Consider the following 21,181-nt stretch of genomic DNA (forward strand, 5'->3'; position numbering starts at 1 on the left):
GGATTGTCGGGCAGCCCTGACGGTGGCGGAAGTGCTCACCGATGCCACCTCCGTTGTCGACCAAGGTGTGTCTTGCCCTGACGAACTGGACGAGGAGATGACCGAGAGTCGTCGCAGACGGCTCGAAGAACGGGTTGCACGGTTGCGCGAGGATGGGGATCTCGAGGTTCGAACCAAGGTGCTCGTCGGAAAACCCCATGAGGAAGTCGTCCGGGAAGTCGTCGCGAATGGCCGGGACCTGGTCCTGAAGACCGCGCAGGACGGACACGCCTTGAAAGCGCGCATTTTCGGCGACGACGACACGCGTCTGTTGAAGATCTGTCCCTGCCCCGTGCTGCTCCTCCGGTCGATTCCGCCGAAGCCCTACCGTCATCGTCTCGTTTGCGCTGGCGTTTACCAGGACGAACACCCGGGTAGTCATCGGGACGACCGGTATGCCGTCAACCGCAGGATTCTCGAGCATGCGAGTTGGGTGGCGACCGCCCAGTTCGCCGAGCTGCATATCGTTCACGCCTGGGAAGCCTACGGTGAGCAGCACATGCGCAGCGGACGTTCACCTTTACATTTTGAGGCAGACGACTACGTTCAAAGCGAGCAGGACAGGAACAGGAAGGCGCTGGATCGGTGCCTTGCCGAATTGAACGAATCGACAGCGAGCGATGCGCTGCCCCCGTTCAAGCCTGTGTGTCACCTGGTAAAGGGGAGCCATCGGGATGAAATCGTCCGGCTCGCCGCCAGCATGAAAGCGGATCTGGTCGTCGTCGGTGGTCTGGCGCACTCGGGAATCACCGGTTTCATCGCCGACAGTACCGCCGAGTCCATCGCCAGATACCTGAATTGCTCCGTGCTCGTCGTAAAACCACCGGATTTCGTCACGCCGGTCATCGTGGAAGACCCGTAGTCAGATCAAGGGCTCAGACTAGAACGATCTCGCTTCAGCAACGTTCGGTGCCTTTTCAGTGCCATTGGTAATTTATCCAGCAAAATAGGTCAGTGGACTTTATCACTGCCGTCACCCGGAATCGGTTTTCCCGGTCCGGTAACCGTACCAGATCCCTCAAAACGGCCACAAACTCCACCCTTTGTCCAGATCATCCTCGCATCGGGCGAGCTGGTTTCGGTACTTGTGGGCGGTGCGTTCGACGTTGCGGGCGACCTTGATCAGCCACTTCTTTTTCCGGTAGGTCTTGCGCGCATAACCCCTCCATCCCTCGTGGTAGGCGAGATACTGCTGGTAGGCGTTGTCCCTGGCAATTCCCAGCCTGCGGTGCGAGACGTCTCCGTACCAGCCGATGAAGTCGACGACGTCGTCGAAATCGTCGCGGTCCGCACCCCGTTTGCCCGTGCTTTCCCGATAGATGTCCCAGGTTCCGTCCTGGGCCTGACCGTAGCCGAAGGCGGAGGAGCTGCGAAACCAGGGGATCACCCAGAGGATGCGGTCGCGGGGGGGCTTGGCGTCATGCTCGAAGCGCGATTCCTGGTTGATGATAGCGAGTTGAACTTCGATTGGCACGCCCCACTTCTCCTGGCTCTTCAGGGCGGCCTTGTACCAGCCGCTCTTCTCCTCGAAGATTGCGCAACTGTTCTTGGTATTCTTTGGCGGGGAAGCGCAGCCGACTGCCAGGCTGACCCATAGAGCGAGGATCAGACAGGTGACCGGTACGCGCCATCCTGCTATTTCAGTGGGTCTCATCCAGGGGCCTCGCCACCGACCTGTGTCACTTGGATAAGAATATAACAATGCTTGTCGTCCTGTCGGGTCACACGGACGGTGGTGCGACCGAACGACCCGGCAAAATCCCTTTTCCGTGCTGCTTTATACTGATGGCGCCCGGCTGGAGGGCCGGCGTAGAAGGCGCCTGCGTCCATATGGCAGGACGGAAATCAGAGAGGTTGCACGGATGAATCGCGAGGAGCTCATGATCTCGCGGGAGTTCCGTGCCAGAGTAGGGCGGTTGCGTGTCCTGATCGCGGTCGCGGCGGTGTTGCTGGGTGTCGGGCTGGTTGCCCCGATTATCACCCTGGAGAAATTCCTGGTGATCGAGAACACCTTCTCCGTGCTGTCCGGCGTGACCGAACTGCTGCTGGCGGGCCAATGGTTCCTGTTCGCGATCATCGCCGGGTTCAGCGTGGTCCTGCCGATCCTCAAGCTCGTTCTGCTGTTCCGGATCCTCGGTCTCGATCACCTGGAGCGCGACAGGCTCGCTCACTATCTGCACTGGATGCACCTCTACGGCAAGTGGTCCATGCTCGATGTCTTCGTGGTTGCGATACTGGTGGTTGCCGTCAAGCTGGGGGCGATCGCCGATGTTCAGATGCGTTTCGGGCTCTACGCCTTTGCCGCGTCGGTCCTGCTCACCATGTTCGTGACCGCGCGTGTGGTTGCCCTGACCTCGGACCCCGAGGCGTAGCCCCCCGGCTTCCGGTCATCCCGCCCCGAACAGCAGCCGGTCGAGTCCCTCGGCGAGTGTCGTTTCCGCGTTCACGCCGAGTTCACGCTGCAGGGTGTCGATGGCCGCCGAGGAGTCGCGGATGTCGCCCTCGCGAGGCGGCAGGAAACTGACCTCCGGCTTCTTGCCGGTGACCGAACCCAGGGCATCGATCACATCCAGCAGCGTCACCGTCGTGCCGGTGGCGACGTTGCACGCGCCGTTGTGCCCGGATGTGAGCGCGGCGACGTTGGCCCGGGCGACGTCCCGGACATAGACGAAGTCGCGTGTCTGCCGGCCATCGCCGAAGACGGTGAGCGGTTCACCGGCGCGGATCCGGCTCGCGAACAGTGAAATCACCCCGGCATAGGGGGATGAGGGATCCTGACGCGGCCCGAACACGTTGAAGTAGCGCATCCCCAGCGTGGAGATTCCCCAGTGGTCGTGGAACAACGCGGCGTACTGCTCGTCGACCTGCTTCTCCAGGCCGTACGGTGAGAGGGGTGCTAGCGGGGCGGACTCGTCGAGTGGAAGGTGCTCCGGGGTGCCGTAGATAGCGGCCGAGGACGCGTAGACGAAGCGTTCGACCCCGGCGTGCCGCGCAGCGTCGAGCACGACGACGAATCCCATGATATTGTGGTCCGCGGAGTTCGGTGGATCCTCCAGGGAATTGACGACCGAAACCTGGGCCGCCAGGTGCAGCACGTGAGTGACGCCCTCGACCGCTCGCGCAACGTCGCGCGAATCGCGGATGTCGCCCTCGAGGCACTCGAGGCCAGGATCGTCAACTGGCAGGTTGCTCCGCTTGCCGGCGCTCAGGTTGTCCAGCACGCGCACGGAAATACCCCGCTCGAGCAGGAGATCCACGGTGTGTGAACCGATGAAACCGGCGCCGCCGGTGACGAGTACTTTTTTCACTCTTCTTCATTCCCCGATTGCGGAGTGATGCCGGTTCGCCGATTTCCGCCGGCACGCGGACCGGTATTCTGCGGGTGCCGGGCGGGATACGGCAAGCCCGGTAACGAAATCGGGGCCGGAATCGTGAGAGAATTGGGCAGGTCCCTGCATTCACTCAGGTCAAACCGTGAACGACCTCGTACTCAATGCCATGCGCCTCGCCGAGTATGCGCACCGGAAGATGGAACATTTCCGCAAGGCGCCTCCGGGGGAGGACCGACCCGCTTATTTTATCCACCCGACGGAGGTCGCGTGGATGCTGCAGGAAGCGGGCATGTCAGAAGAGGTGGTCGCCGCCGGGTTTCTGCACGATCTCATCGAGGACTGCGACTGGACGGCTGGGGAACTGGCGCTCGAGACGGGGAGCGAACGGGTCGCCGAGCTGGTCGAATGGGTCTCCGAACCCGACAAATCTCATTCCTGGGAGAAACGAAACCTTAGCTATCTCGAGCGGGTGCGCGGGGCGGACGACGACGTGCTCTCCCTGTCCTGCGCCGACAAGACTTCGAACCTGCGGGACATGAACCGAATGGTGGAAAAGGGACATCCCCCGGAAAGCTTCACTTCACGGGATCACGACACCCAGCTCGCCAAGTACCGCGCCCTGGGTGAGGTGTATTCCGGTCGTGTCCCGGCGGTCTTGTTCGAACGATTCGGACGTGCTCTTGCGGAGTTCGATTAAGGGCCTCGCGATGCCTTGCGATTAGGGCTGCTTTAGCGCCCGAGCGAACCGGGGTCGACAGACAGGCCCTGGAAATGATCGCTTCGGAGAGAGTCGTCTGGTGACCCTCGGCTTTGGTGCGATAAGTGATGTTCGACAGTGACATAGTTCGACGATGCGCCTGTTGTGGCGCCTTGATGACGAACGAAAATCCGGCGCAATCTGGTACGCCATTTTCCGGCAATCGCCTTAGGCGATTTCTGTCAAATGACATACCATCCTGCTTGTCTTTTCGTTCGTCCTCTGTGTTGCGACAACAGTGACATAGTTTGACTATGTGCCTGTTGTCGCGCCTTGATGACGAACGAAAATCCGGCGCAATCTGGTACGCCATTTTCCGGCAATCGCCTAACCAACCCGAACGGTACCTATATGAAAGCGATCGGTGTACTACTGATGTGCCTTTGCTGCTCCCATGCGCTGGCCTGGACGCTGACTGGCCGCGTCCTGTACGTGGACAGCGGTGACGCATTGACCGTCAGGGATGCCAACGGCTTTCAGAGTCGAGTTCGTTTGCGCGGTATCGACGCCCCGGCAATGAGCGAACAATACGGCAGGGCATCGAAGGATGCGCTATCCGAAACGGTCACGGGTCGGTTCGTCGTCGTGGACTACGATGACCGTGACAGTGCTCGCGGCGTCGTGGGCACCGTGCGGCTTTCCGGCCAGGACATGAACCTGCGTCAACTCTACGCGGGCCTCGCCCGTTACGATCCGGGCGTCGCAGCCGGACTCACGGTCGCAGAACGAAACCTGTACGCGGAAGCGGAATCGGAGGCCAAGGAGAACCATCGGGGCCTGTGGACCGATACGGGCGCCGCGTCGGCCGGTAAACAGGGTTGGCGCGGCAGCGGCTATTACCCCTACACACCCCGCCCGTGGAGCGGGGGATGGGGGACTACCCGGCAGAATCCCACATACCGCACGTACCCGGCCCCGGACCAAGTGCCGGGAAGTGTCTCTCAACCGGAGACCAGCTACGCGCCACCAACCAGTCCCCCGACACGACGCCCCTGGGGCTGGTGAGGGTAGTCCGATATTCCCGCAGCTCGTCACGTGGCCGGACAGCAGTTCAGCCGCCACCTGAAATCCAATGGCTAGCTTTCGTGGTTATTGCACATACGGGAGATGCGCGATGTCCGAAGCGAATGACCAGAATAACCTTAGGTATATTTCCCCGGTCAGTTTCAAAGACCTGGCCAAGGTCGTGCAAGACAGCCGGCAGAAGAATCACCTTACAAAGGAGTCCTCGCCCACAAGCCAGACTACGATTGACGTGCCATGGAAGAGACTCATTGAGGAAGAGGAAAACTACATTATGCGGCTTCGCGAGAAACGCCGTAGTCGTCACGTGTCGGGGAAACGTGACCGCGTCGGAGAGGGAGGAGACCCGGTCGGGGATGGCGGTGACCTGGTCGGACTGGCGTTGTCCGGAGGGGGCATTCGATCTGCGACGTTTTCCCTCGGGATCATGCAGGCTATGGCCGCGGAAGACCTGCTAGAGAAAGTCGACTACCTGTCGACCGTATCGGGCGGCGGTTACATGGGGTCTGCGCTGGTCTGGTTGACAAGTCAACAGGCCAAACCGAAAAACACGAGTAGCGACGCGGGCTTCGGAGTGGGAAAGGAGAATTTCCCCTTTGGAACCCAAGACCCGGCGCCGGACGCTCCTCGCGGAAAACAAACGAAACTGCAGTTGGATGCGGATCGGATGCTGAAGTATCTGCGACGTCACGGCTTCTACCTGACTCCCGGTGGGGGGCTCAACCTGCTATCGCTCGCGGGCGTTATTCTACGGGGGACCCTGCTCAACCTTGCGGTATGGATCCCGGTTTTCATACTCACGTTTCTATCGTTGATGTGGGCTTCCGAGAATTTGGCGCATGCCGATTTCGCTGCGGGACTCAAGGTGGGCATCGAGGAAACCGGATTGTTGCCGCGCCTGCTGGATATCGTCGAATCGTCTACAGGATGTGACGGTTCTGGCAGTGCTACGGACACGACCGGATGCGATCCTGCGGAAGGATCAGCCGTTATTCAGGAAGTCCGGGCACGCCTGCCGCAACTGCTAGTATTCGGGTTGTTGCTCGTTGTGGCCGAAGTAGTCGTTCTGATTCTGCTGCTGTCTATCATTATCTATTCTCTTCTGACCCGATTCCGAAGAGGCAAGGAACGCGGCGTGAGGGAGAAGTGGTATGGCGCCCGGCGTTTTGTAGAAAAATGGGGTGCCAGACTGCTGGCCGAGCTGGCGCTAGCCGTGGTGGTTGGTACGTTACCTGTCGTATCCGCAGCGCTGAGCGGATGGTTTTCCGCTGCGGGACCGTTGGCCATGGTGACTGGTATCGTGGTGGTCATGCGCTACTTCGTAAAAGCCAGCGCCAGTTCACGCGGTGTGCCGGTGGGAATTCTGGTGCCATTGGCATCTGCACTGTTTCTGTACGGTGTTTTCCTGGTTGCATATCAGCTTGCCTGGGTGATCTATCCCGTTGCGGTCGACACCTGGAAGGTATGGGCAGGTCTGGTCGTATTTTCACTAGTCCTCGGTGTCGTGGTCAATCTGAACTACATCTCGATACATCGCTTCTACCGCGACCGTCTGATGGAGACCTTCATGCCAGACATCGACAATGCATTGCAAAACAGGACAGGAGCGGCAAAGGGGGCGGACGGTGCAACGCTGCATGAGGTGAGCGACCCTGACGATCCGGTCGTGCCGTATCACATCGTCAATACCAATCTCGTCCTCGTCAATTCAGATGATGAGACGTTCCGCACCAGGGGGGGCGACAACTTCATTCTCTCCCCGCTGTTTTGTGGCAGCAACGCTACGGGCTGGGCGCCTTCAGAAACCTTCATGGGGGGGGAAATGACTCTGGCGACCGCGGTCGCGATTTCAGGCGCGGCTGCCAACCCCAACACCGGGGTTGGGGGAGTGGGGCTCACGCGGAACCGTGTCTTGTCCCTTGTGATGTCGCTACTGAACCTGCGGCTCGGTTACTGGGCCTGCCATCCCGATCCGAAAAATGCACCGAATCGGTGCCCGAACCATTTCTTTCCCGGTGCGTATGCCTTAGGCAACGTGTTGCACATTCGGGGGTTCGACGAGAAGCGGAAATTTCTTCAGCTCAGTGATGGAGGGCATTTCGAAAACACGGGCGTTTACGAACTCATACGGCGCAAGGTCAAGCTGATCGTCGTCTGCGATGGTGGCGGCGACCCGGCGTTTTCCTTTTCCGACTTCCAGACCACGTTGCAACGGGTGGAAGACGACTTCGGTGCGCGCATCGGGTCCATCGAGGGTGCCACGCCGGACGAGATCGTCCCGGTACCGGTGAAAGGGGCCGTCTATCCGAAGGACGCGAGCTTTGCAAAACAGGGGTTCATGGTCGGAGAAATCACCTATGCGGACGACTCCAGGGGCACATTGATCTATCTCAAAACGACCCTGATTGACGGGGTGAGTTTTCAAGTCAAGGGTTACGCGGCGCAGCACCGGGAGTTTCCGGACGAGAGCACCGCCGACCAGTTCTTCGACGAAGTCCAGTTCGAGGCCTATCGGGAACTCGGTTACCGGATTGCAGACCAGATGCTGAACACCGTCATTCCTTCAACCCGCGGCACTGAAAAACTGGCGACGCTCAAGGATCTCATCGGCAACTGCGGTGTTTACGGCGATATCACGGGTACCTGGGAAGCCGCGAAAGCGTAGTCAATTGATCCTTAGGCGATTGCCGGAAAATGACATACCAGATCGCGCCGGATTTTCGTTCGTCATCAAGGCGCGACAACAGGCGCATAGTCGAACGATGTAACGGTTGTCGCAACACGGAGGACGGACGACAAAGACAAGCAGGATGGTATGTCATTTGACAGAAATCGCCTTAACGTTTCCTCGATTCGGGACTGGAAACTATACCCGTCGCGGACAGGTCTTCACGAGGATGTGCTGCAACAGCTCAAGGCCGTCGGGGACGACAACGAAGCCAAGGCGGTTATCGAGGAACACCGTGAATTGCGCGAGCGCTGCCGGCAATCGCCTAAGCGACGGCGGTCGGTTTGAGGTAGGCGTATAATCGAGCCGGTGTTTTATTTGAAGGCCGCGTTGTGCGGCCAGAATCCCGGGGGTGAAGGCATGAGCTGGCGAGACAGGACCAACGAAGAGACATACAGTACGAAGGAGATCGACCAGCGCCTGGTCGAAGAGCTACCGGACTGGCGTTTCGAGGACGGTCACATCCGGCGCCGGTATGGCGTCACGGGATGGAAGAGCGCCCTGATGGTGACCAACACCATCGGACACCTGGCAGAGGTCGCGTTTCACCACCCGGACCTGATGGTGTCCTGGGGGAGCGTGACAGTCAGGCTCATGACCCATTCCGCGGGGGGAATAACCAACAAGGACTTCGAGCTGGCAAAAATGATCGAGTCCGTCGTTCTCTGGCGGCCGGCCGAGGAGGGGGGGGCCTTGGAAGGAACCCCGAAGGACCCGAAATACGCCTACGTCAAGTACGACTGACACGACGGTCGGCGACGTCCGACACGCCGCGCCGATGATATCCGCGCCAGATCCGCGGACCGGATGTTTCCCGCATGAGTTTCCCCAGGGTCGAGTCGCTGACCTACACACCCGATACGCCCGCGTTGTTTGCCTCCCTGGCGAGCCGGCCGTACGCGGTGTTCCTGGACAGCGGCATCCCCGCTGCGCACGGTGGTCGCTACGATATCCTTGCGGCCGATCCCACGTGTGTACTCACCACGCGTGGCGAGGTCACGGAGATTCGCAGCCGGAATAACCGGCGGATATCCGACGGCGATCCCTTCGATCTATTGAGGGAAGCCCTGCGCCCCGGGACAACACCGGTCGGCGGACTGCCGTTCGCGGGCGGGGCGATCGGATACTTCGGATACGACCTCGGACGCCGACTCGAGTCCCTTTCCGTCATCGCCCGGGACGACGCGACTCTGCCGCAGATGCAGGTCGGGATCTATGACTGGGCCGTGGTGGTGGACCATGTGGAGCAGAGGGCCTGGCTCGCTGGGCAGGGCCGTGACGCCGCAACGCTCGAGCGCTGGGACGAACGGGTGTCGTGGCTTTCGGCGCCGGCCCGTGCAGGGTCCGAGTTCTCCCTTCAAGTTTCGGGTCCGGTTCGCTCCAACATGGACCGGGATGCCTATGCGTCGGCGTTTCGTCGCATCCAGCGATACATCCGTGACGGTGACTGCTATCAGGTCAATCTCGCCCAGCGGTTCCAGGCGATCGTGGCGGGTGACCCCTGGCAGATCTACCGCGCGCTGCGCCGCGTCAATCCGGCCCCCTTCGGCGCCTATCTTTCCTGTGCGGATTTTCAGGTGCTGAGCGCCTCGCCGGAGCGTTTTCTGAGCGTCAGGGAGGGGACGGTGAACACCGAGCCTATCAAGGGGACACGGCCGCGCTCGGCGGACCCCGACAGGGACCGTGCGCTCGCCGATGAACTTCGCGCGAGCCCCAAGGACCGCGCCGAGAACCTGATGATCGTCGATCTGCTGCGCAACGATCTCGGCAGGAACTGCAGGCCAGGGAGCATCGCGGTGCCGCATCTGTTCGATGTACGCAGTTTTGCCACGGTTCACCATATGGTCAGTACCGTGACCGGCACGCTGGACGCCGGCAGGGACGCGATTGACCTGCTTGCCGGTTGCTTTCCCGGTGGCTCGGTAACGGGCGCACCTAAGCTTCGCGCGATGGAGATCATAGAGGAACTTGAACCGCACCGGCGCGGCGTGTACTGCGGCGCGATCGGCTACATAGGGTTCGACGGTGCCATGGACACCAGTATCGCGATTCGTACTCTGGTGCACGACAGGGGTAGGTTGAGCTTTTCCGCTGGCGGCGGCATCGTCGCCGACTCCGTCCTGGAGGAGGAGTACCGGGAGACCTACGCCAAGGCCGCCGCAGTGTTCGAGGTGCTGGGTACGGGCATCGCGAGGGAGGGGTGAGGTGGGTTGGATCACCCAAACCCGCCGGGTCCCGCGCCGGCCGGGTTCGCGGATATACTGGGCAAGATGTCCTTCAGGGGTTTTCGGATGAAGAAGTTCTTGATTGTCGGGCTGCTTCTCGTCGCGGCCGCGGTGGCGTCTTCCCCGTACTGGCTGGGTGAGGCGGCGCGTCTCGGATATGCCGATCGGATCCACGCGTTCTCGGGTTTGAGCGGCCTGCCCGCGAGGGTGAACCGTTACGAGAACGGGTACCTCTCGGCCAGCGCCGAGTCCACCGTGACGTTGCCGAACCCGGACAGCACCGATGGCGGGACGATCGACCTCGTTCTGGACCACCGGGTGCGCCACGGCCCGGTGGTGCTGGACGGGCCCGCGGACGGGAGACCGGTGTTCGCGGCGGCGGTCATCGAGACAGTGCCACGCCTGCCGGAGGACCACGATTCCGGATTGCGGGTAAATTTCGGCGGGGAGCTTCCCCTGCGTCTGGAGACCGTGGTGGATTTCACCGGAAACGCGGTCACTTATCTCTCGGGGCGGCCCTTCGCTTCCCCCGGGGGGAACGGTGTCCCAGGAGTGGCCTGGGAGGGCTTCGATGGGGTCATGCACGTCTCCCGTGACGGCCGCGCCTGGCGGGTCGAGGCCGAGGCGCCCGCGCTGCGGTTGTCCGACGAAGCGGAGCGTATGGCGATTGCCGGGATACGCATCGAGTCCAGCGGCGTGATCGCCGATGACGGTCTGTATCTGGGCGATGGGGAGCTGCACGCAGGGACGATCCTGTTCCTGGGCTCGCCCGCGCACGGGGTGATTGGGGACTTCGAGCTGCGGAACGTGAGGATCCGTTCGGAGCAGCTCCCCGATGGTGAGGATCGCCTCAGATACGCCCTGACGCTGGAGACTGGGCCGGGTCGCGCCGACGGGCGCAGCTTCGATGCCATCGAGGGCGAGATACGGTTGCAGGGGCTCGACCGCGCAACCATCGCCGCGCTGCAGAAACGGTTGGATGCCTTCAAGGCGGTGGGCGGAACACGTCCCGATGACTGGCTGGTCAGGGAGATGGATGCGGTGATTGCCGAACACGGCGCGGATTTCATTGCCGCCTCCCCAGAACTGATGATTCCGCGTCTGGGTATGGTGCGAAAAGGAGAGCGCTCCGACGTGCGTCTGCGGCTTGCACTGAACGGTGAGGCGCTGGCAGGCATCAGTCCGGACGTGGCCATGGCTCAGTGGGAAAGGCTCGGTCCCTTTCTCCTCCTGGGCGCGATCGAGGGGGAGCTGAATCTCGATGTGCCCGAGCGGTGGATGGACGAGGCCCTGTCCATGCAGACTACGGTCAACGGGAAACAGACCGGGGAGATGCTCGAGAACCTCGTCCAGCTCGGCTACGTGGAGCGTGCCGGCGAGCGCGTGAAGACCTCCGTCAAGCTCGCGAGCGGGGCCGTTACCCTCAACGGCAAGCCATTCAATCCTCTGACCCTCGGGGGGCTGAGGGGTGAATAATGCACGGCTCGCAACGGCTGTGTTGTGGATTGTCGCCGGGCATGTCGCCCGGTTAGGATGCGCGCATGAAAATCACCGGCAATCTGCAGAAGATGGTCGTCACCCACGATGATCCCGTCGGCTACGCGTTGCCTCTCGGCGACGAACGGGTATCGCTGAACGGGATGCTTGGCCAGGCGCTGGTCCTCGAATACGAGGACGTCATCAATTGCATCAACTGCGGCCGCGAAACGAAAAAGAGCTTCGCGCAGGGTCACTGTTTCCCCTGTTTCCGGCGACTGGCCAGTTGCGACCTGTGTTACCTCAGCCCGGAACGCTGCCATTACGACGAGGGGACCTGTCGCGAGCCGGAGTGGGCGGACGAGCATTGCATGAAGCCGCACATCGTCTATCTCGCCAACACCTCGGGCCTCAAGGTGGGGATTACGCGACACTCGCAGATCCCGGTACGCTGGATCGACCAGGGCGCCTCGCAGGCCCTGGCCGTGTTCGAGGTGCCGACGCGCTACGTCTCGGGGCGGGTGGAGGTCCTGTTCAAGTCCCTGATCAGCGACCGCACGGACTGGCGCCGGATGTTGAAGGCCGAACCCGAACCCATGGATCTGCCGGCGCGCCGTGACGCGCTGCTCGAGGAACTGGGCGAACGCCTCGAGACCATGGCCGCCGAACCGGGCCTCGGGCTGCCGGTTCGCATCCAGGATGCCGAGCCCGTCGCGATCCGCTATCCGGTCACCGAGTACCCGGAAAAGGTCAGGGCCCTGAATTTTGACAAGGCCCCCCGTGTCACTGGGACTCTGCTGGGCATCAAGGGACAGTACCTGATCCTGGATTCCGGCGTCATCAACATCCGTAAGTTCGGCGGCTACCGGATTTCGCTCGATACGCCGGGTTGAGCCCGGTGCCACCGAACCCTTTCAGTCATCAATCAACCGGAGTCTTTTCATGACGGGTCTTTCCGCCTTCGTCCTGATCGTCGTCGCGCTGGCCGTGATCACCCTGCTGATGGGCATCAAGTCCGTGTCCCAGGGTCACGAATGGACCGTGGAGCGCTTCGGGCGTTACCGCGGCACGCTCACCCCCGGGCTCAATCTGATCGTGCCCTACATCGACCGGATCGGGCAGAAGATCAACATGATGGAGTCGGTGCTCGACATTCCCAGCCAGGAGATCATCACCCGGGACAACGCCATGGTGAAGGTCGACGGCGTGGTCTTCCATCAGGTGCTGGACGCGGCCAAGGCCGCCTATGAGGTCAATGACCTGCAGGGCGCGATCCAGAACCTGACGATGACCAACATCCGTACCGTCATGGGCAGCATGGACCTCGACGAGTTGCTGTCGCAGCGAGACAAGATCAACGCGCAGTTGCTCGGTGTCGTCGACCAGGCGACCAACCCCTGGGGGGTGAAGGTCACGCGTATCGAGATCAAGGATATCCAGCCCCCGCAAGACCTGGTCGAGGCCATGGCCCGGCAGATGAAGGCGGAACGCGAGAAACGCGCGGCGATCCTCGAGGCCGAGGGGATGCGGCAGTCCGAGATCCTTCGCGCCGAGGGCGAGAAGCGGGCTGCGATCCTGGAGGCGGAGGGGCGCAGGGAGTCTGCCTACCGCGATGCCGAGGCCCGCGAACGCGAGGCCGAGGCCGAGGCCAAGGCGACGCACATGGTCTCCCAGGCGATCGCCAAGGGTGACATCAACGCGATCAACTACTTCGTCGCGCAGCGTTACATCGAGGCCCTGGAGAAGATCGGCGCGGCCCCCAACCAGAAGCTCGTCCTGATGCCGCTGGAGGCCAGCGGGGTGATCGGATCGGTCGCCGGGGTGGCGGAACTGGCCAAAGAGGCATTCCGGGACAAGTCCGCGTGAGCGGGTGGGGCTGGCCGGTCGACTACTGGCACTGGTGGATCCTAGCGATCGTCCTGCTGATCGTCGAGGTCTTCGCGCCGGGCTTCGTGGCGCTGTGGCTGGGGGTCTCTGCCGCTGCGGTCGGACTGGTCCTGCTGCTGTGGCCCGGATTCGCCTGGGAAGGCCAGTTGCTGCTGTTCGCATTGTTGTCGGTGGCGAGCATCGTCGCCTTCAAGCTGTACCAGCGCCGCAACCCGCCGCAGACCGATCAACCCGTCCTGAACCGACGGGGGCAGGCCTATGTCGGCCGGAGCTTCACCCTCGCGGCGCCGATCGTCAACGGGGTGGGGGAGATGCGGGTCGACGACACGGTGTGGCGGGTCGAGGGCGCGGACGTCCCGGCGGGCAGCCGCGTGACCGTGGTCTCGGTCAACGGCAATTCACTGACCGTGGAACAGACGAGTCAAGGCGCGGATCGGTAGGGTCAGATGACCTGACTTCGCGGAATCTACGTCGAGCCCAGTTTCAGCACCAGTAGCATGCCGGATCCGCTTCGCTTGATCCGACCTACGGTTTTTCCGTGCTTTCAGTGGGTCATGACATTGCGTAGGGTGGAACAAGCGAAGCGGTTCCACCACTGCCACTCAATCCTCCACATATAGCGACGCGTTTCCACCCGTGGCGGTGGTATCGATCGACAGGGTGCGGGCGGTGCAGAATCGATAGAGATTCGCCGGATCCGAGAACGGGCCGGTTTCCCCCGAGAATCGGGTATCGGCGATCACCGGAACGAGCGCGCCCGGCCGTTTGGAGAGCGTCCGTTCCAGGCGGCGCGCGGTTTCCGGGCCGCCGGCGTAGGCCGCGGCGGCCAGATCGGGGTGCTTCAGCATGCCGTCCAGTGTCTCGCCCGAGCTTATCGGGGTCCAGCCGAGTGCGTCCTGCGGCCAGGGCGCCTGGTCGAAGCAGTCGAGGATGCGTTTCATCGAGGTCTCCGCTCCGGGCAGGGGCGCCAGGACCGCCGCGTTGCCGGCGGCCAGCACGGCGGCGAGCATCGCGGGGGCGATCGAAGCCGCCACCCTCGGCTCGACGACGCACAGCACCGCGCCGCGGTTGTGGAGCCGGTAGCGGTTTCGTTCGCCGGTCGCCCCAGGCAGCGCCATACCCTCGGAACATTCACTTTCCGCCCGGTTTCCCCAGGCAAGACACAGGGCATGCGCCTGCGTCAATTGTTCGATTGCCTGATCGGGCGGTGCGTCGATCTCCAGGTTCAGGGTCCGTGCGATCTCGGCCGCTGCGTCGAGGAGGCCCGCGGCACCTCGTTCCAGGTACTGCCGCCGGATCGTGGCATCGAGCCCGTCACAGACACGGGCCGCTCCGGTGGCGAGACCGATCGTTCGACGACCGTCGGCGTCGTCGGAACCGGGCTGCCTGGCGCGCGGTGGCGAACCGGACGTGACTACCGGGGCACGCACCGCCTCGATACGTTTTACCGGACCGTACGGTACGGTGCGAGAGAACCGTCGAAGGTAGTGCGGCCCTCCCGCCTTGGGTCCGGTCCCCGAGAGGCCTTCGCCGCCGAAGGGCTGCGATCCCACCACCGCGCCAATCATGTTGCGGTTGACGTAGTGATTCCCCGCGCGGACCTTGCGGTAGAGTTCCCGCGCGACGCCGTCGATCCGGGTCTGCACGCCGAAGGTCAGGCCGAATCCCGTACCGTTGATCTCTTCGACCACGCGGTCGAGCTCGCCCGCGCCGAATCGCACGACATGAAGGATGGGGCCAAAGTGCTCTTCGGTCAGTTGCGTCAGCGAATCGATCTCGTAGGCGCACGGCGCGAAAAAGGTCCCGTAGCGGGTCTGCGGGCCTGACTCGCAGCGGTGGATCGGGCGTGCATTCGCCGCCAGCCATTGCGCGTGCACCTCCAGGCGATGTTGTGCCTCGGCGTCGATGACCGGACCGACGTCGGTCGCGAGCCACGCCGGGTCCCCGACCTTCATGTGTGCCATCGCCCCGGCGAGGAGGGCTTCGAAGCTGTCTGCGACATCCTTTTGGATGAACAGGACCCGCAGGGCCGAACATCTCTGGCCCGCGGAATCGAAGGCCGAACGCAGGACGTCGTTGACGAGCTGTTCGAGCCTTGCGGTGGAATCTGCGATCATGGCGTTCTGCCCGCCGGTCTCGGCGATCAGCGGGACCACGTTGCGGCGCCGCCCTGAGGCGAGCGTGTTGCGGATCTGCCAGGCAGTCGCGGCGCCGCCGGTGAAGGCCACGCCGTCGATCCGCGGGTCGGCGACCAGACGGGCGCCGGTCTCGCCCGCGCCGGTCACCAGTTGCAACGCCTCGACGGGCACGCCGGCGTCGTGCAGCAGCATCGCCGCCCGCATGGCGATCAGCGGCGTCTGCTCGGCGGGTTTCGCGACCACGGTGTCGCCCGCGGCGAGTGCGGCCGCCACCTGTCCGGTGAAGATCGCCAGCGGAAAGTTCCAGGGACTGATACAGGCGAAGGTTCCAATCGCCCGATCATTGACCCTTCCCCCGTGAGGTCCAGGCAACTCGCGCGGGCCGGAGAATGCCTCGCGGGCACGGCAGGCGTAGTACCGGCAGAAATCCACCGCCTCGCGGACCTCGGCGACGGCGTTTTCGAGTGTCTTGCCCGCTTCCCGCACGCACAGGGCGATCAGCTCGGCCCGGTTGCGTTCGAACAGGTCGCCCGCACGCTCCAGGCAAGCGGCGCGTACGGGGACCGGGGTGCGGGCCCAGGCGTTGGCCGCGGCGCAGGCACGGGTGACGGCCAGGGCGATGTCCTCGCCGGTGGCCAGTGCCACCACCCCGACGATGCGCCGGTGATCGGCGGGATTTGCCGCCTCGTAGGATGGCCCCGGGCGCGCGCGTCCATCCACCAGCGCAGCGGCGCCCCAGATGTGACCCGCCCAGGGCTGCATCGCCGTGGCCAGCGCGCCCAGGGCATATTCGTCGGCAACGTCAATGCCTCGCGAGTTCCGTCGCTCTGGCGCGAACAGTTCGCCCGGTAGTGGGATACGCGGATGCGGGATCCGTTCCAGCACCCGCACCGCGGCGGCCGGATCGGCGGTCAGCTCCGCCACCGGGGCGTGTGGGTCGGCGACCCGATGGACGAACGAGGTGTTGGCGCCGTTTTCGAGCAGCCGTCGTACCAGGTAGGGCAACAGGCTGGCGAAGTCCCCGCAGGGGGCGTAGACGCGGCAGTGTGGCCTTTTCCCCGATTTGCCGACGATGCGGTCGAACAGCGCGCCGCCCATGCCGTGCAAGCGCTGGAACTCGTAACCGCTGTCGCCCGCGATCTCCATGACCGAGGCAACCGTGTGCGCATTGTGCGTGGCGAACATCGGGTAGAGTCGGTCCGGATGGGACAACAGTTTCTGCGCGCAGGCGATGAAGGACACGTCGGTAGATACCTTGCGGGTGAAAACCGGGTAGTTGTCGAGTCCGGCGAGCTGCGCCGCGCGGATCTCCGCGTCCCAGTAGGCACCCTTGGTCAGACGCACCATGAGCCGCCGCCGGTTGTCGCGGGCGAGCGACGCCAGCCAGTCGACCAGCGGCCAGGCGCGCTTCTGATAGGTCTGCACCGCGACACCCAGCCCGTCGTAGTCGCTCAACCGGCGATCGCGCAACAACGCCGACAGGACATCGAGCTGAAGATCAAGTCGCTGCGACTCTTCGGCGTCGATGGTCAGTCCGACGCCTGCGTCCCGGGCCGTGATCGCGAGCGTTCGCAACCGGGGCACCAGGGTGCCGAGCACCTCCTGGTAGCGGGAGTACACGAAGCGCGGCGAGATCGCCGACAGCTTGACCGAGATGCCGTAGCGTCCCTCGGGTGCGCCGGCGTCGTGCCGTTCGATCGCCCCAATGGCGGCAAGGTAGCGCTCGAAGTGGGTATCGGCCTGCTCGCGGGTGAGCGCCGCCTCGCCGAGCATGTCGAACGAGAGGGTGTATCCACGCCGCAGATAACGTCGGCCACGGGCGAGTCCGTCCTCGATCGTGTTACCCAGGATGAAGCGGCGGCCCGCCTGGTTCAGCGCGCCCCGCACCCCCTGGCGCACCAGCCATCGACCCGAGTTTTCCAGCAGGGCCCTGTAGCGCTCGTGAAACCGGCCGGGTTTGCCGCCGCGGGATTTCAGCAGGGCCGAGGACAGCATGAACGCGCGTGTCGCCGCGTTGACGAGCGCAGAAGCGCTGTGACCCGCGTGAGCGGCCCAGTCAGCCGATTGTATCCTGTCGCGGATGAGCCGGTCACGGGTCCAGTCGTCCGGTGTGCGCAGCGCCGATTCGGCAAGCGACATCAGCGCGGCCCCCTCGGCGCCGGTCAGCGAATACTCGTTGAGAAAGGCCTCGGGCCCGCGAAATCGCGCGTGGCGACGGACCGAGCGGATGAGTCTCGTGGCCCGTTCCCGGATCCGCTGCTCGGTCTCTACGGGAAAGCTCGCGGCCCGCAGCATCTCGAGAACGAGCGCGGATTCCTCGGTCGCGTGCGCCGCCATGACCGCGGTCCGCAGCGGATCGCGTGCCACCGGGGCGTAGTCGAAAACCATGTCGTACCCAGGGCGGGACTGTCCGGGGGCCGGCGACGCATCGGTGCCCGCCCAGGCCGGAGGGGAGATTTTCCCAGGTGCGGCGGTTTTTCCGGCGGAGCCCTGCGTCACGTTTCGTGCAGGACTACGCCAATCGAGTGGCGCTCGGTAAGGCGATGTCTCTCAGTAACGCCCAGGTACGCCAGGGCGCCAATGGGACCCGGCGTCATGGCACCTTGACCGGCGGCGTCTTTCCGCTGCGCAGATCTTCCAGCAGACCGCCGATCCCCTCGGCCCTGATGATCGCCGAATACACGTCACGATAGTTCCTGACCAGGCTCTGGCCCTCGATGACCACGTCGTAGGCAAACCAGTTGTTGCCGTTCTTTCTGAGCCGGTAGCTTACCGGGATTTCCTTCCCGCCCCCGACGATAAAGGTGTCTACGGTGGCGCGGTCGCCCCTTTTGTCGATGTCTTCCCTGCCGTAACGGATGTACTCGTCGCTGTAGTGCTGGATCCTGGCCATGTAGGTATCCTGCAGGGACGAGGAAAAGTAGTCGACGAACTGCGCGCGTTCTGCCGGTGTGGCTTTCTGCCAGTTCGTGGCGAGGACGCTCTGGGACATGGAGCGAAAATCGAACGTCCGGTCCACGATCGGCTCGATCCGTTGCTTCTGCCCGGACCAGTCCAGCGTTTCGTTGCGTAGAACCGCGAGGATCCGATCCACCGTCCACCTGACCTGCGCCGTCGGGGTCACCTCGGCGGCCGGGGTGCCGGCGGGCAGGAGAAACAGGACCAGCAAGAGCAATCTGGCGATCATGGTCACCTCTGACTTTTCGACAAGTTTGACGCCCGTTGATTCGGCGGGCCCCTGTGACCCGCCCGGTGTCGTGCAACCCGAATCAGCCTTCCTCGAGGGGTTTGAAATCCTTGACGAGCGCCTGCTGCGTGCGCGGCGGGACCGGATCGTAATGGCTGAATTCAACCGTGTAGGCGCCTTCGCCGCCGGTCATCGACTTGAGCCGCGACTGGTAGTTCTCGAGTTCGCTCAGCGGGACCCTCGCGGTGATCTCCACCCGGTTTCCCGGCAGGGCCTCCGTGCCGCTGATCATGCCGCGTATGCCGGAGAGGTCGCCGGTGATGTCGCCCATGGCCTGGTTGGGTGCGGTCACGCGCAGCTTGACGATGGGCTCCAGCACGATCGGCTTCGCCTTCGAGACGGCGTCTAGAAAGGCCTTGCGTCCGGCGGTGGAAAAGGCGATCTCCTTGGAGTCGACCGAATGATGCTTGCCATCGTAGACCTCGACGCGGATGTCCCGCATCGGGAAGCCGGCGATGGCGCCCGATTCGATGACCTGGCGCACGCCCTTCTCGACGGCGGGAATGAACTGACCCGGGATCGCCCCGCCGACCACCTTGTCGGCGAACTCGAAGTCGGACCCACGTTCCAATGGTGTGACGCGGAGAAACACCTCGCCGAACTGTCCCGCGCCGCCGGTCTGTTTCTTGTGGCGGTGATGGCCCTCGGCGGGGATGGTGATGGTCTCCCGGTAGGCGATGCTGGGCGGATGGGTCTTCACCTCGACATTGAATTTCGCCTTCATACGCTCCAGAACGATGCGCAGATGAAGATCGCCCATGCCCATCAGGACCGTTTCGTTCAGCGAGGCGCGGTGTTCGACATGCAGGCAGGGATCCTCGGCGTCCAGTTTGGCGAGTGCCTCGGAGAGTTTCTGCTCGTCGCCGCGGCTGATAGCCTCCACGGCCAGGCTGAACATGGCGGGCGGGCAGTTCATCGATATCAGGTGCAGCAGGTCCTCGTCGTGCGAATCGTGCAACACCGCATCGAAGTGTATCTCGTCTACCTTGGTCACGGCGCGGATGTCGCCGGGGATCCCGATCCGGCATTCCCGGCTGTCGTTACCCTGGGGCTCCAGCAGGTGGGTCACCTTGAACGGCTTGCGGCCGTCGCCGATGAACAGCCTGCTGTCGGGGGTCACCGTGCCCTGGTGGATGCGGAAGAACCCCATGCGGCCCACGAAAGGGTCCACCATGACCTTGAACACGTGCGCGACCACGTGCCGGTCCTTATCCGGCACCACCGCCATCGGCGTGGCAGTCGCGCCTTCTCCCTTGAGAAAGGGGGGAGGATTGCCTTCGGTCGGGTCCGGCATGAGCCGGGCGAAGATGTCCAGCAGTTGCGGGATGCCGACGCCGGTTTGCGCCGACACGAAACACACGGGGATCAGGTGACCTTCGCGCAATGCCTGCTCGAACGGTTCGTGCAACTGCGCCGGATCCAGTTCCTGCCCCTGTTCCAAGTAGACCTCCATCAGCGCCTCGTCGACCTCGACGACCTGATCGATCAGGCGCGTGTGGGCGGACTCGACCGAGGAAAACGCCGTCTCGACGCCGGACGGCGCAAAGTAGCAGTCGGCCACACCGGAACCGTCGAGCAGCGGCAGGTTGATCGGGAGGCAGGAACTGCCGAACTTGTCCTGGATGTGGTGGAGCAGGGCGGGCAGGTCGGTGTCCGGGGCATCGATCCGGTTGACGACGATCATCCGGCACAGCTCGCGTTGGGTCGCGGCCTCCATGAGTGATTCGGTCACCATTTCGATACCCGACTGGGCGTTGACGACCAGGGCGGCGGTTTCCACGGCAGGTAAAACACTGATGGCGCGACCGGCGAAGTCGGGATAACCGGGGGTGTCGATCAGGTTGATCCGACGGCCGTCGTGGGTGAGATGGCAGAGGCTGGTATCCAGGGAATGCTGCAACTCGCGCTCCATCGGGTCGAAGTCGCTGACGGTGTTGCCCCGCTCTACGGCCCCGGCCGAGGGGATTGCCCCCGCCGCGTGCAGCAGACTTTCGACCAGGGTCGTCTTGCCGCTACCGGCATGTCCGACGAAGGCGATGTTTCGCATGTCGTGGGTGTTGTATGCGTCCATTTCCGTTCCCCCTCTGCAGCGACCTGCGGGATCGCGACACCGGTCCGCTGTTCCCCCGGGCCGCCACGGCGACCGGGTTTGCGTTCATGATTTTGATTCTGATCCGTGATCGGATATCGCGGAAGCACGGGTTGCTCCGGCTGAGTAACCCGCGAGGGCGTGCCCGCCCGGTGTCGCAATCCGCCGCCCGTAGCGCAAAGAGTGTAACCCGACTGACGTTCCGTGTCTTCGATGCCCGCAGAGGCGTTGTCTGCCCGA

Annotated in this window: 17 protein-coding genes and 1 pseudogene; 13 read left to right on the top strand and 5 right to left on the bottom strand. The window is 63.4% G+C overall.

Annotated elements, in window-relative coordinates:
- On the top strand, positions 1-901 hold a 901-nt coding region (locus tag LJE91_05385; protein MCG6868169.1), incomplete at its 5' end, for a universal stress protein.
- A gap of 156 nt (positions 902-1,057) precedes the next feature.
- Here LJE91_05385 and LJE91_05390 read toward each other — a convergent pair.
- Positions 1,058-1,693 carry a hypothetical protein gene (locus LJE91_05390; protein MCG6868170.1) on the bottom strand — a complete coding sequence of 212 codons (636 nt, stop codon included), beginning with the start codon at positions 1,691-1,693 and terminating at the stop codon, positions 1,058-1,060.
- A 208-nt stretch (positions 1,694-1,901) separates the two neighbouring features.
- Between LJE91_05390 and LJE91_05395 the strand changes: the two genes are divergently transcribed.
- Entirely contained in the window at positions 1,902-2,411 is a 510-nt protein-coding gene (locus tag LJE91_05395; protein MCG6868171.1) for a paraquat-inducible protein A, read from the top strand.
- Positions 2,412-2,426: 15 nt separating this feature from the next.
- Here LJE91_05395 and LJE91_05400 read toward each other — a convergent pair whose 3' ends face one another.
- Positions 2,427-3,347, bottom strand: coding sequence for an NAD-dependent epimerase/dehydratase family protein (locus tag LJE91_05400; protein MCG6868172.1), 921 nt, complete (start codon positions 3,345-3,347; stop codon positions 2,427-2,429).
- Between the two features lie 166 nt (positions 3,348-3,513).
- Here LJE91_05400 and LJE91_05405 point away from each other — a divergent pair, with 166 nt between their 5' ends.
- From LJE91_05405 to LJE91_05455, 11 genes and pseudogenes are all read left to right on the top strand, one after another.
- Entirely contained in the window at positions 3,514-4,068 is a 555-nt protein-coding gene (locus tag LJE91_05405; GenBank protein MCG6868173.1) for an HD domain-containing protein, read from the top strand.
- A gap of 411 nt (positions 4,069-4,479) precedes the next feature.
- A complete protein-coding gene (locus LJE91_05410) occupies positions 4,480-5,133 on the top strand; it encodes a thermonuclease family protein (GenBank protein MCG6868174.1) in 654 nt (217 codons plus the stop codon).
- A gap of 292 nt (positions 5,134-5,425) precedes the next feature.
- Positions 5,426-5,689 (top strand): annotated as a pseudogene (locus tag LJE91_05415) (patatin-like phospholipase family protein).
- Between the two features lie 327 nt (positions 5,690-6,016).
- Positions 6,017-7,816 carry a hypothetical protein gene (locus LJE91_05420; protein ID MCG6868175.1) on the top strand — a complete coding sequence of 600 codons (1,800 nt, stop codon included), beginning with the start codon at positions 6,017-6,019 and terminating at the stop codon, positions 7,814-7,816.
- A 150-nt stretch (positions 7,817-7,966) separates the two neighbouring features.
- On the top strand, positions 7,967-8,167 hold the full coding sequence (locus tag LJE91_05425) for a hypothetical protein (protein MCG6868176.1): 201 nt from the start codon (positions 7,967-7,969) through the stop codon (positions 8,165-8,167).
- Between the two features lie 72 nt (positions 8,168-8,239).
- Positions 8,240-8,623, top strand: coding sequence for a 4a-hydroxytetrahydrobiopterin dehydratase (locus LJE91_05430; GenBank protein ID MCG6868177.1), 384 nt, complete (start codon positions 8,240-8,242; stop codon positions 8,621-8,623).
- A gap of 74 nt (positions 8,624-8,697) precedes the next feature.
- Positions 8,698-10,083 (top strand): aminodeoxychorismate synthase component I, encoded by a 1,386-nt coding sequence (gene pabB, locus LJE91_05435; protein MCG6868178.1) that lies wholly within the window; start codon positions 8,698-8,700, stop codon positions 10,081-10,083.
- 87 nt (positions 10,084-10,170) lie between these two features.
- Positions 10,171-11,580: a YdgA family protein gene (locus tag LJE91_05440; protein MCG6868179.1), complete on the top strand. Its 1,410-nt coding sequence runs from the start codon at positions 10,171-10,173 to the stop codon at positions 11,578-11,580.
- A gap of 65 nt (positions 11,581-11,645) precedes the next feature.
- The gene (locus LJE91_05445) at positions 11,646-12,473 is read left to right on the top strand and encodes a DUF2797 domain-containing protein (protein MCG6868180.1); all 828 of its coding nucleotides are present in this window, start codon (positions 11,646-11,648) and stop codon (positions 12,471-12,473) included.
- A 49-nt stretch (positions 12,474-12,522) separates the two neighbouring features.
- On the top strand, positions 12,523-13,446 hold the full coding sequence (locus LJE91_05450) for an SPFH/Band 7/PHB domain protein (protein ID MCG6868181.1): 924 nt from the start codon (positions 12,523-12,525) through the stop codon (positions 13,444-13,446).
- Positions 13,443-13,907 (top strand): NfeD family protein, encoded by a 465-nt coding sequence (locus LJE91_05455; GenBank protein ID MCG6868182.1) that lies wholly within the window; start codon positions 13,443-13,445, stop codon positions 13,905-13,907. The genes LJE91_05450 and LJE91_05455 overlap by 4 nt, the downstream gene beginning before the upstream one ends.
- 162 nt (positions 13,908-14,069) lie before the next feature.
- Here the strand turns inward: LJE91_05455 and putA are convergent, their stop codons facing one another.
- The 3 genes from putA to LJE91_05470 form a co-directional block, all read right to left on the bottom strand.
- Entirely contained in the window at positions 14,070-17,993 is a 3,924-nt protein-coding gene (gene putA / locus LJE91_05460; protein MCG6868183.1) for a bifunctional proline dehydrogenase/L-glutamate gamma-semialdehyde dehydrogenase PutA, read from the bottom strand.
- A gap of 205 nt (positions 17,994-18,198) precedes the next feature.
- Positions 18,199-18,792, bottom strand: a complete 594-nt coding sequence (locus tag LJE91_05465; protein MCG6868184.1) for an ABC transporter substrate-binding protein — start codon at positions 18,790-18,792, stop codon at positions 18,199-18,201.
- Positions 18,793-18,874: 82 nt separating this feature from the next.
- Entirely contained in the window at positions 18,875-20,923 is a 2,049-nt protein-coding gene (locus LJE91_05470; GenBank protein MCG6868185.1) for an elongation factor G, read from the bottom strand.
- Between the last annotated feature and the right edge of the window lie 258 nt (positions 20,924-21,181).

The organism is Gammaproteobacteria bacterium, from assembly GCA_022340215.1.
GTDB lineage: Bacteria > Pseudomonadota > Gammaproteobacteria > JAJDOJ01 > JAJDOJ01 > JAJDOJ01.